Below are 10,408 nucleotides of genomic sequence, written 5' to 3'. Positions count from 1 at the left end.
TCGCGATTGTCTGAGCGAAGTGCAACGTAGCGAGTTCGAGCGAGACCCCGCCTGGGTCGAGCACCGCAGGCTGCCCGTAGCGAAGCGAAGGGACGCAGACAGCAGGGTCGCCTTTTCTTTTGCTTACTTTGCTTTTGGCGAAGCAAAAGAAAAGTGAGTTGCCGCCGGGAAACCCCCGGCCAGCTACCCTCGGCCGAGGTCCCAGCCGCCGAAAAACCCCCACCCAACGAACGACAAAACCGCGAGTAGACCTTAGGCGCAGACTAGGCACAGCCCCCACTCAACCCTGCCAGAATCCCCCAATGCAATTTTTCAAAGACCTCAACCTCGCGGCGTTCACGGCTGGCTTCGTCGCAGTCCTGGTCGGCTTCACCAGTTCGGTGGCCATTGTGTTTCAGGCCGCGCTGGCTTTTCATGCCACGCCTGCCGAAATCGCCTCGTGGATGTGGGCGCTGGGCATTGGCATGGGCTTGTGTTCTGTGGTGCCGTCGCTGTGGCTCAAAAAGCCGGTGATGGTGGCATGGTCCACGCCGGGGGCTGCGGTGCTGGCCACGGCCGGGCTGGCGGGTGGTTTCTCGATGGGGGAGGCGGTGGCGGCGTTTATGGTCAGCGCGGCGCTCATCGCCGTGTTCGGTGTCACCGGCTGGTTTGAAAAAGTCATGAACCGTATTCCGGTGGCCATTGCATCCGCCTTGCTGGCCGGTGTGCTCGCGCGGTTTGGCATCGAGGCCTTCGTGGCCGCGCAAACGGCTTTGCCTTTGGTGCTGCTGATGCTGGCGATCTATTTGCTGGGCAAGCGTTTGATGCCGCGCTATGCCGTGGTCCTGACACTGGTGGGGGCCATCGTGTTTGTTGCCGCGCGTGGGCAACTGGCATGGTCTGAAGTCGTTTTTTCGTTTGCGATGCCGGTGTTCGTGATGCCGAAGTTCACGCTGGCCGCCGTTGCCAGTCTGGCCATTCCGCTCTTTGTGGTGACCATGGCGTCGCAGAACCTGCCCGGCGTGGCCGCCATTCGTGCCGCCGGGTACGGGCCGGACAGCCCGGGCGGCGGCATTCCGGTGTCCAAAATCATCACGCTGAGCGGACTGGCCACGTTGGTGCTGGCGCCTTTTGGCGCGTTTTCCCTCAGTCTGAGCGCCATCACCGCCGCCATCTGTATGGGCAAGGAAGCGCATGAAGACCCGGCCAAGCGCTACACCGCGGCCGTGTGCTGCGGCGCGATTTATATCGTAATCGGCATCTTCGGCGCGGCGATCACCGGTCTGCTCACTGCCTTCCCGAAAGAGCTGGTGGTGGCCATTGCCGGACTGGCGCTGCTCGGCACTATCGGCAACGGCCTGGCCGCGGCGGTGAAAGAGGAGTCCCACCGGGAAGCAGCGCTTATCACTTTTCTGGTCACCTTGTCGGGCGTCGTAATAGCCGGTGTGGGCTCGGCCTTTTGGGGTGTGGTCGCGGGCGCGATGGCGCTCTTTGTACAACAATACGGCCAACAGCGCCGTGGTGAACAACCGTTCACCGAATCGGCAGCGAATCCAGGAAGCCCTTCCAAACCATGAACATTCTTTTTGTCGCCGACCCGCTTGAGTCGTTCAAGATCTACAAAGACACCACTTTCGCCATGATGCGGGAGGCGCAGCGGCGCGGACACCGCATCAGCGCCTGCGAGCCGGCCGACATGAGCTGGCAAACCGGCGCGAAAGTCACGGCCCAGGTGCGCCACGTCACACTGACGGGCGACGCCGACGTCTGGTTCACCGCCGATGCCGCCCGCCCCGATGCGCGCGAGGCCATTGCGGGGTTTGACGCGGTGGTCATGCGCAAAGATCCGCCGTTTGACAGCGAGTACTTCTACAGCACGCACCTGCTGGAACAGGCCGAGCGCGAAGGAGCGAGGGTGTTCAACAAGCCGCGCGCGCTGCGCGACCACCCTGAAAAGCTCGCCATCCTGGAGTTCGCGCAGTTCAGCGGCCCGACGCTGGTCACCCGTAGCGCGGCCGACATCAAGCGCTTTCACGCCGAGCACAAGGACATCATCCTCAAACCGCTGGACGGCATGGGCGGCATGGGGATTTTCCGCGTGAAGGAAGACGGCCTGAATCTGGGCAGCATCACGGAAACGCTGAACAAAAATGGCGCTGAAAGCGTGATGGTGCAAAAGTTTTTGCCCGAAATCGCCAAGGGTGACAAGCGCGTGCTGATCATTGGCGGCAAGCCCGTGCCCTTTAGCCTCGCGCGGATTCCGCAAGGCAGCGAGGTGCGCGGCAACCTGGCGGCGGGTGGGTTGGGCGTGGCGCAGCCGCTGTCCAAACGCGACTTTGAAATTGCGGAAGCGCTGGGGCCGGTGCTGGTCGCGCGCGGCCTGCTGCTGGCCGGGGTCGACGTCATCGGCGACTATGTGACCGAGATTAACGTCACCAGCCCGACCTGCTTCCAGGAAATCCACGACCAGGCGGGGTTTGACGTGGCGGCCATGTTTATGGATGCGCTGGAGCAGGCGCTGGCCAAGACGGGCGCCTGAGTCGGCATGGCTGCGGCGGTGACCGCGGCTAATGGACCGGTATGTCGGGCGCGGCAGCAGCGGACAGGTACACGCGCAGGGCGTCCGCGTTGTAGTTCACCCCCGTTGAGCCTGAAACTCCCTCCCTTGCAGGCGCAGGTGATCGCGAAATTGCAACGGCTGGGGCCTGCGGATGCCCGGGACGGCATCCAGCGCAGACAGGCTGCAGACGCGCAGCAAGGACTCCAGATGTTTTTGCCGGTCGGCGGGAGTGCCGACAGTGCCGCAGCGCACAACCCTGCGTCGCCCAAGCTGTGGGTTGATGCTCAGGCCGCGAGAAGCGTGCCGCCCTCAAACACCTTGAGTTCGCCGGGCGCAAATGCCGTCCAGGTCTCGTTGGAGGTAAGCGGCGCTGTGACCACCACGGCCACGCGGTCAGATGGCCTGGTGTGCTCGGCAAAGTTCACGCTCACCTCTTCGTCGCTCAGCGTGGCGTGTGCGAAAGGGTGCTTGCGCTCCACGTAATACAGGCTGGTGGAGGCGTGCGCCCAGAGCGCCTGGCCGTTGCTCAGCAAGAAATTGAAGGTGCCGTGCGTGGCGATTTGCGTCGCCAGTTCACGCAGCGTGATGCTCAACTCGCGCACGCTCGGCACGCCCGCATGCGACTTGGCCATCTCCTGCATGATCCAGCAGAAGGCGCGCTCGCTGTCGGTGGTGCCAACGGGCCTGAAGCTGCCGTGCAGGCGAGGCGAAAAGTCCTTGAGGTCACCGTTGTGCGCAAACACCCAGTAGCGGCCCCACAGTTCACGCACAAAGGGGTGGCAGTTTTCCAGCGCCACACGGCCTTGCGTGGCCTTGCGGATGTGCGAGATGACGTTGCGGCTTTTGATGGGGTAACGGCTGATCAGCTCGGCCACCGGCGAGCTGCAGGCCGGCTGGTGGTCGACAAAATGGCGCAGGCCCCGGTCGCTGCCGCTGGCCACGCTGTCATCGCCTTCGAAAAACGCGATGCCCCAGCCATCGGCGTGGTGATCGGTGTGGCCGCCGCGTTGCGCAAAACCTCGAAAGCTGAAGGTCACGTCCGTGGGCGCATTGCAGTTCATGCCGAGCAGTTGGCACATGGTCAGTCGGTCTCCGGTTTTCCGCTTTGGGGTGCGGCAGAAGGGCTGCGCAACTGCCAGGCCGCCACCATGGCCAGCACGCACAGGGCCGCCAGCATCAGGAAAGCCTCATTGAATGCGGCCAGCCGCGCCGGGCTGCTGGTGGCGTTGGCCAGTGAGTCGCCGTGTGCGGCGAGCTGCCACTCCAGCACGATGCCGCACAGGCTCACACCGATGGCGCCGCCCAGCATGCGCACAAAATTAATCGCGCTCGCGCCCTGGGACAGCAAATGTTCATGCAGCGGCCGCAGTGACCCCAGGTTAAGTGACGGCAAAATAAAACCCAGCCCTATGCGCCCTAGCGTGGCCCACATCACCAGCATCCATAAACCTGACGCCAGGCTCACCGTGAGCATCAGCGCAAACGAGGCTGCCAACAGGGCCAGACCGATGCTGACGAGCAGCCAGGTCGGATGTTTGTCAGCCAGGCGGCCCACGCCCGCAATGGTTGCCGCCAGCACCAGGCCTGCAGGCAGCAGGATGGTGCCGACGTGCGAGGCCGACAGGTTCAAGCCCAGCTGAAGGTAGACCGGCAGCAAATAGGTAGAGCCGAACAGCGCCGTGCCATAAATAAAAGCGACGATGCTGCCCATGGCAAAAGGGCGGTAGCCGAAAAGCGCCAGGTTCATCAGCGGCGCCCCGCCCGTGGCGGCCAGGCGGCGCTGCCACCAGACGAAGGCCACCAGGGCCGCCAGCGCGGCGCCTAGAAGGACAAAGGCGTGCGCGCGCCCTGCGCCATGCAGCTCGACCATGCCGTTGAGCAGGCACAGCGTGCCCACTGCACCCAGCAGCAGGCCGCGCCAGTCGATCATGGCGCCCTGGCGGTTGGCCGCCACGCCGCCTGGCGCGGTGTCAGGCACATATCGGTAAGCCATCCAGAGCGACACCAGGCACAGCGGCACCACCATGAAGAAAATCGAGCGCCAGCCGAACAGGTCGACCAGCACGCCGCCCACGCTGGGGCCCAGCGCCGGCGCGAGCACCACGCCCATGCCGAAAAGGCCGCTGGCGCGCCCCTGCTCATGCGGCCCGAAGGCCCGCATGATGATGATCGCGGGAATCGGCTGCACCACGCCGGCCGCCAGGCCTTCGGCCACGCGCGCGCCCAGCACCAGGCCGAAACTGTTGGCCAGGCCGCCCACAACGCCGCCGGCCATCAGCAGCAACATGGTTCCGACGTAGGTGCGGCGGTAGCCATAGCGCGCCAGCAACCAGGGGGTGGTCAGCATGGAGACCGTCATGGCCACCATGAAGCCCGAACTGACCCATTGCGCGCGCTCCTGCCCCAGCGTGAAGTGGTGGCTCATGTCGGGGATCGCCACGTTGACGATGGTCGACGACATGATGGAGGCCATTGTGCCGATCATGACCGACAGCAACAGCAGCCAGCGGTAGCGCGGCCCGTGGGCCTCCTGCAGGCTGGCGAGCGAGGCGGACATCAGCGCGTCCGGGTCAGTCTCTTGGCTCGGACCAGAGCTTGCCGCCGGTGGCCCAGTTTTCGCGTTTGATGTCGGTAATGAGAATGTCCACCGAATCGGCCTGGCCGCCCAGAATTTCGACGCTCACGCGGGTGATGGCCTCGACGAGCTTTTTCTTTTGCTCAAGTGTGCGGCCTTCCATCATTTCAACGTGGTAGGTGGGCATGGTGTCCTTTGGGTGATGTGATTGGGATGCCCCTGATGATAAAAGCAATCAGGGGTGCCGATGGCCGCAGGGGCATCTGATGCGGGCTGCCGTGTTTCTGTCAGCCACCGCTGACAAGCGCACAAGCCGCGCGGCACCACGGTTTGGCGGGCAAACGTGGGACACTGAAGAGGCTGACGCCTTGTGGATGCCCCGTTGTGACGTGGTTTGCCGCGCAGGCATCGTGTACCCGACCTTCCCCCTTCCAGGCTGCGCCAGGCAAACCCCTTGCTTCCCAAACAACTCTCAAGCCCCACCGAGCCGCCCCTGCCTTTGCTGGCCGGGCGCAACTACCATTGCCAGTGCGGGCAGCCGGTTTTTTTCCGCAACAGCAAGTGCCTGGTGTGCCGCACGCCGCTGGGCTACGACTGCGAGCTGGGCTTGCTGCTGTCCTTGATGCCGGGCCCCCGGCCCGAAACCTGGCAGAAGTGGCACGCGTTGGGTGCGCCAGCAGTGGCGCCGCCCGATGACCCGCAACCGCCCGCCCTGGAAGAAATTCCGGGCCAGGAATCCGCCCCCGCGGAGGTGCCCTCTGACACACGCACTGCACCCCAGGACACGCCGGATACGCAAACCGATGCGGACGAAAACGATGCAACGGGCCGAGTGGTCTACAAGCGCTGCCTCAACCTGTCCACGCCGGCCTCCTGCAACTGGCTGATTGCGGAGAACGACCCGCAGGACATGTGCCGGGCATGCCGCCTGAACCGCACCATTCCTGATCTGACCGATCCGGCGCAGCCCGACAACGGCTATCTCTGGGGCCTGGTCGAGCTGGCCAAACGGCGCCTGGTGTCGTCACTGATCCTGCTGAAGCTGCCGGTCGCGTCCCGCATGAGCGAAGACCTGGAGCGCGGTGTCATGTTCGATTTTCTGCGTTCGCCGGTGAATGGCCCACATGTGATGACCGGCCACAACACGGGCCTGATCACGCTCAATATTGATGAAGCCGATGATGCCAAGCGCGAGGCCGTGCGCAAGGCCATGCGCGAACCCTACCGCACGCTGCTGGGGCATTTCCGCCATGAAATCGGCCACTACTATTGGGACAGGCTGATCAACGGCACGCCCTGGCTCGAGGGCTTTCACGCGCTGTTCGGCGACGAGTCGCTCGACTATGCCGCCTGCCTCAAGCGCAACTATGACGAAGGCCCGCCGGCCGACTGGCGGCTGCATTTCGTGAGCGCGTATGCCAGCAGCCATCCGTGGGAGGACTGGGCGGAATGCTGGGCGCATTACCTGCACATGCGCGATGCAATCGACACCGCGCTGAGCTTTGGCCTCAGCGTTGACCGCTTTGACCTTGAATTCACGCCCTTCACCCTGGATGCGCTTTACCAGCCCGAGCATCCTGGCGCAAAGCAGTTTCTGGCCTTTCTCAATCACTGGGCGCGCCTGACCACCATGCTGAACGAAATGTCGCGAAGCATGGGCCAGCCTGACTTCTATCCGTTTGTGCTGCCACGCGAGGTGGTGGGAAAACTGCATTTCATTCACCTGCTGGTGACGTCGGAGAGCTGGCTTGAAGCTTCGCCTTCGCAGCCGGTACCCGCACCGGGTCCGGAGCAAACCGGTGACCTGGAGCCGGCCAACAACTCCGGCCAGTCCCAGGTACAACTGCAGTTGCAGCAAATGCAGCAGGAGATGCCCGTAGTGGCCTGGACGTCGCGCTGATTCAAGAGAAAAGTGGCCGCAGGCCAATCAGGACGAGCGCGAGCAGCTCCTGATTTAATAGCATTTGTCAGAGCCCGGTGTGCGTTAAAGTGGAGGCCCCTTTCCACCCCACGGCAACGCCCATGCCCTCCCTTCCGAGAAGCCATCACTACAGCGTGTATGTGATCGAGCTGGCGCCAGAAGTCTGGGACCTGCCGCGGTTTCGCCGCGCCAACCCTGATTACCAGTTGGGCAAACCCTTTGTGTATGTCGGCATGACGGGCCTGGACCCGGACGTGCGCTTTGACAAACACAAGGCAGGCATTCAGTCCAACCGTTTTGCGCGAGATTTTGGGTTGCGCCTGCTGCCGCAGTTGTACGCCATGTACAACCCCATGCCTTACGACGCGGCGCGTGACATGGAAGTCGAGCTGGGTATCGGCCTGCGCGAAGCGGGCTACGGTGTCTGGCAGGCCTGAGCGCCGCTGCGCCGGGGCTGATTATTCAAGTGCGCTCACGGCCACGCCGTGCTGCTTCGAAAACGCCTGGAGTGTCGTGGCAACCTGGGGGTCCTGCAGGGTGGTCGTCAGTTCAATGATCTTGTTGCCTTCGCCCTTGTGGCTGTCGCTCACCGTCACGGTGGCCGAAGGGTCGTCTGCGGCAAACAGCCGCTGCAGGGAAGGGCCCAGCGAGCCCATCATGCTATCGCGCTCGGCCTGCGGCGCGGCTGACTGCGCGGCATACTGAACCTCAAAAGAAAAATTTGTCCTGGGGGTCATGTGGGTGTCTTTCTGCGCCGGGAAACTATTGGCGCAAGGCTATTGGCGCAAGGTGGCCGAGAGGGTGATTTCCGGAACGCTGGCCAAGGCCTTGGAAAGCGGGCAGCCCTTTTTGGCGTCTTCGGCTAGCTCCTGGAATTTCGCCTCGTCGATGCCCGGAATCACGGCCTCCAGCGTGAGGGCGATGCGGTCGATGAGAAACCCCTCGCCTTGCGCTACCAGGCGCACCTTGGCGCGCGTGTCGACCGAGCGGGTGTCAAACCCGGCCTTGTCGCAGGCAAAAGAAAATGCCATCGTGAAACAGGCCGCATGGGCGGCACCCAGCAGTTCTTCAGGATTGGTGCCGCTGCGGTCGTCTTCAAAGCGGCTGCCAAAGCCGTAGGGGTAGGCTTTGAGGGCGTTGGTGTCCGTGCTGATCTGGCCTTGGCCCTGTTTGCCCCGGCCTTCCCAGTGTACGGAGGCGTTTTTTTCGGTCATAGTTTTCTCCTGAAGGTGCGTGAACATTCCAGCATGGCGCGTTGCGCGGGCGGCCGGCGTCAGACAGCGCCGCGCATCGAGGTGGGTGTGCCGCGGCATGTGGCGGGCGTGCCGGCTCAGGCGTCGTTCATGCCTCGATTTCCGGATCCTTCATGTGCCAGGTGATTCGCCCCAGCTCGGCCCGGAGCTGGTGGCGGCCCTCTTCGTCGGCCAGCCCCGCAAGCGCTTGCGCCACTGACAGCCCGCGCGCAAGAATAGGCTTGCCGCGCGAGGCAAACACGACGCTGTTGGTTTTTTCCGGCGCCAGGATTTCCACCGAATTGCCGCCAAAACTGCGTGCAATGCGGCTTGCCAGCAGCGGGTAGTCGGGGTGCTCATAGTGCAGGTTCACCACGAGCACGCCATCGGCGGCCAGGGCGGCAAAGCAGTCGTCGTAAAAACGCTGCGAGCACAGGGCCGGCGGCTGGCCCTGGTGGTCGAACCCGTCGATCAGCAGCACGTCAAATTGCGGAACGCTGGCCTGCAGGTAGTCGGCTCCGTCGGCGGAAATCACGCAAAAACGCGCGTCGTCGTCGGGCACATGGAATTCACGCCGCAGTGCCACGACGTCCGGATTGATCTCCACCACCGTCATCCGGCTGCGCGGCAGCTGCCGGTGGCAAAACTTGGCCAGGGAGCCGCCGCCGAGGCCGATCATGCCGATGTGCAACGGAACGGGCCTGAAGAGGAGAAAGCCCATCATGGTCAGCGTGTAGTCCACCTCCAGGCGCCAGGGGCTTTGTGTGAGCATGCGGCTTTGCAGCTCGTCCATCGTGAAATGCAGCGACCGGGTGTCCCCGTCGTCATGCACAAAGGGCCGGTTCGGCCGGTCCGGCGGCAGAATGTCGCCCTCAGACCGGTTGGGATTCCGGCTGCGCAGTGGAGGCGACTTCCGACGCCACGGCATCAAGGGCCTGGGCAATCACGCCCTGGTTGTCGACCGGCCTGAGCAGGCGCTCGCGGATTAACCTTTCGCAGCTGCGCTTGGTCATGGAGTGCGGCTGGCCGCCATGGCTCACAAACATGAACAGCGTGCCCTTGGTGCTGGCCCAGATCAACTGGGCACGCAGCCAGCGGCGCCGCGAATACAGGTCCACCCAGTGGCCGGACCGCAGACTCAGCAGCAGGCGCTCGGCATCGCTTTGGGCCATGGCGGGGGCCGCGTTTTCGGCTGCTTCGGCCAGGAACTCCGCATGGCTGGAATCGGGCTCCACTTCCGGCTGCATGGCTTGTGCCACGGGTTGCTCGTCTTCCAGCGGGAGGAGTTCTCCGGGCACCGTGGGCAGGGTATCTTCAAAGCCGGCGGCATCGAGGTCGTCGCGTGCCAGCCAGGGGTGCGCGGCGGCCTTGGCGCGGCGTTGTTCGGGCGTCGCCGGCAGCTCTTCGGGCTCCAGCGGCGCATGGCCTGATTCTTCGGCGTCGCGTTGGCTTTTGAGGCGGCGCAGCTTGAGCACCGGGCGATGCAGCTTCATGAGGCCTTCAAAAAACGCCTCGCTCTCGCGCGGGTGCTGCCCCAGCAGCGCGAGCCCTTCATGCAGTTTTCCGAGCAGGCCGGGAATCATCTCGATCAGTTTGGCCGGGCGCTTGAGCGTGACTTCGCGCTTGACGCTCCAGAGCAGGTCAGGCACCACCGAGCCGAAACCCATGGGGTCGACCTGGTTGCGCCTGTCGGCAAGCCTGGCATGCGCCATGGCCAAAGCCCAGGGGCCGAACAGGAAGTCCAGCACCAGGCCCGGAACCTGGTCGAGGTCTGCGCGCGTGCTGAGCTCAAAGGCGATCTGGTCGGCCTGCGTCTGGCGTTCTTCGGCAAAGCGCAGCGCCTGCAGTACGTTGTTGCGATTTTCCGCTTCGAGGTGGTCCTGCTCGTCCCAGCCATATTCGAGCTGGGCCAATGCCATGCCGAAAGGCTGGGCATCGTCGATCGTCAAACCGTTCAGTTCGTTGAAGGCGTGTGTGACGGGCTCAAAAAACGCCAGGAACTCGGGGCTGAATTCGTCGTTGTACTTGAAGCTGCGCTGGGCCACGCGTTCCATGATGCGGCGCCCGGCGTGGCCTTCGTCGCTGAAAAAGCGCGGGTCCACCATGGCCAGGCGCAGCAGCGAAGGCTCCAGCGCCACGAT

11 protein-coding genes are annotated in these 10,408 nt (G+C 63.9%); 4 read left to right on the top strand and 7 right to left on the bottom strand.

Annotated features, from left to right (window positions below):
- Window positions 1-302 precede the first annotated feature (302 nt).
- A complete protein-coding gene (locus ABI546_RS10465; protein ID WP_348046535.1) occupies window positions 303-1,556 on the top strand; it encodes a benzoate/H(+) symporter BenE family transporter in 1,254 nt (417 codons plus the stop codon).
- The gene (gene gshB / locus ABI546_RS10460) at window positions 1,553-2,518 is read left to right on the top strand and encodes a glutathione synthase (RefSeq protein ID WP_348046534.1); all 966 of its coding nucleotides are present in this window, start codon (window positions 1,553-1,555) and stop codon (window positions 2,516-2,518) included. Before ABI546_RS10465 ends, gshB begins: the two co-directional genes overlap by 4 nt.
- Window positions 2,519-2,823: 305 nt before the next feature.
- Here gshB and ABI546_RS10455 read toward each other — a convergent pair whose 3' ends face one another.
- Genes ABI546_RS10455 through ABI546_RS10445 form a run of 3 tightly spaced genes read right to left on the bottom strand, consistent with a single transcriptional unit; the run spans window position 2,824 to window position 5,301 of the window.
- On the bottom strand, window positions 2,824-3,618 hold the full coding sequence (locus ABI546_RS10455; RefSeq protein ID WP_348046533.1) for a class II glutamine amidotransferase: 795 nt from the start codon (window positions 3,616-3,618) through the stop codon (window positions 2,824-2,826).
- Between the two features lie 2 nt (window positions 3,619-3,620).
- Window positions 3,621-5,096, bottom strand: coding sequence for an MFS transporter (locus ABI546_RS10450; RefSeq protein WP_348046532.1), 1,476 nt, complete (start codon window positions 5,094-5,096; stop codon window positions 3,621-3,623).
- Between the two features lie 13 nt (window positions 5,097-5,109).
- Complete coding sequence (locus ABI546_RS10445; protein ID WP_348046531.1) at window positions 5,110-5,301, bottom strand: 4-oxalocrotonate tautomerase; 192 nt, start codon at window positions 5,299-5,301, stop codon at window positions 5,110-5,112.
- Between the two features lie 267 nt (window positions 5,302-5,568).
- Here ABI546_RS10445 and ABI546_RS10440 point away from each other — a divergent pair, with 267 nt between their 5' ends.
- Both ABI546_RS10440 and ABI546_RS10435 read left to right on the top strand, forming a co-directional pair.
- On the top strand, window positions 5,569-7,014 hold the full coding sequence (locus tag ABI546_RS10440) for a putative zinc-binding metallopeptidase (protein ID WP_348046530.1): 1,446 nt from the start codon (window positions 5,569-5,571) through the stop codon (window positions 7,012-7,014).
- Between the two features lie 122 nt (window positions 7,015-7,136).
- The gene (locus ABI546_RS10435; RefSeq protein ID WP_348046529.1) at window positions 7,137-7,472 is read left to right on the top strand and encodes a hypothetical protein; all 336 of its coding nucleotides are present in this window, start codon (window positions 7,137-7,139) and stop codon (window positions 7,470-7,472) included.
- A 21-nt stretch (window positions 7,473-7,493) separates the two neighbouring features.
- On the opposite strand, the gene ABI546_RS10430 is transcribed toward ABI546_RS10435, so the two are convergent.
- The 4 genes from ABI546_RS10430 to ABI546_RS10415 form a co-directional block, all read right to left on the bottom strand.
- Window positions 7,494-7,772 carry a hypothetical protein gene (locus tag ABI546_RS10430; RefSeq protein WP_348046528.1) on the bottom strand — a complete coding sequence of 93 codons (279 nt, stop codon included), beginning with the start codon at window positions 7,770-7,772 and terminating at the stop codon, window positions 7,494-7,496.
- 39 nt (window positions 7,773-7,811) lie between these two features.
- Window positions 7,812-8,249 carry an OsmC family protein gene (locus tag ABI546_RS10425; RefSeq protein WP_348046527.1) on the bottom strand — a complete coding sequence of 146 codons (438 nt, stop codon included), beginning with the start codon at window positions 8,247-8,249 and terminating at the stop codon, window positions 7,812-7,814.
- 127 nt (window positions 8,250-8,376) lie between these two features.
- Window positions 8,377-9,060: a fused MFS/spermidine synthase gene (locus ABI546_RS10420; RefSeq protein ID WP_348046526.1), complete on the bottom strand. Its 684-nt coding sequence runs from the start codon at window positions 9,058-9,060 to the stop codon at window positions 8,377-8,379.
- A gap of 79 nt (window positions 9,061-9,139) precedes the next feature.
- A partial coding sequence (locus tag ABI546_RS10415; RefSeq protein ID WP_348046525.1) for a DUF1631 family protein occupies window positions 9,140-10,408 on the bottom strand: 1,269 nt, incomplete at its 5' end.

It is taken from the genome of Polaromonas sp. (assembly GCF_039932935.1).
In the GTDB taxonomy this organism is placed as follows: domain Bacteria; phylum Pseudomonadota; class Gammaproteobacteria; order Burkholderiales; family Burkholderiaceae_C; genus Polaromonas.
The sequence above is the reverse complement of the archived record's forward strand: the minus strand, read 5'-3'. Positions and strand labels throughout refer to the sequence as shown.

What these genes read in the sequence shown, in the direction of transcription:
- ABI546_RS10465 (WP_348046535.1), top strand. Translation starts at nt 303, where the DNA reads ATGCAATTTTTCAAAGACCTCAACCTCGCGGCGTTCACGGCTGGCTTC.
- gshB (WP_348046534.1), top strand. Translation starts at nt 1,553, where the DNA reads ATGAACATTCTTTTTGTCGCCGACCCGCTTGAGTCGTTCAAGATCTAC.
- ABI546_RS10455 (WP_348046533.1), bottom strand. Translation starts at nt 3,618, where the DNA reads ATGTGCCAACTGCTCGGCATGAACTGCAATGCGCCCACGGACGTGACC.
- ABI546_RS10450 (WP_348046532.1), bottom strand. Translation starts at nt 5,096, where the DNA reads ATGTCCGCCTCGCTCGCCAGCCTGCAGGAGGCCCACGGGCCGCGCTAC.
- ABI546_RS10445 (WP_348046531.1), bottom strand. Translation starts at nt 5,301, where the DNA reads ATGCCCACCTACCACGTTGAAATGATGGAAGGCCGCACACTTGAGCAA.
- ABI546_RS10435 (WP_348046529.1), top strand. Translation starts at nt 7,137, where the DNA reads ATGCCCTCCCTTCCGAGAAGCCATCACTACAGCGTGTATGTGATCGAG.
- ABI546_RS10430 (WP_348046528.1), bottom strand. Translation starts at nt 7,772, where the DNA reads ATGACCCCCAGGACAAATTTTTCTTTTGAGGTTCAGTATGCCGCGCAG.
- ABI546_RS10425 (WP_348046527.1), bottom strand. Translation starts at nt 8,249, where the DNA reads ATGACCGAAAAAAACGCCTCCGTACACTGGGAAGGCCGGGGCAAACAG.
- ABI546_RS10420 (WP_348046526.1), bottom strand. Translation starts at nt 9,060, where the DNA reads ATGGACGAGCTGCAAAGCCGCATGCTCACACAAAGCCCCTGGCGCCTG.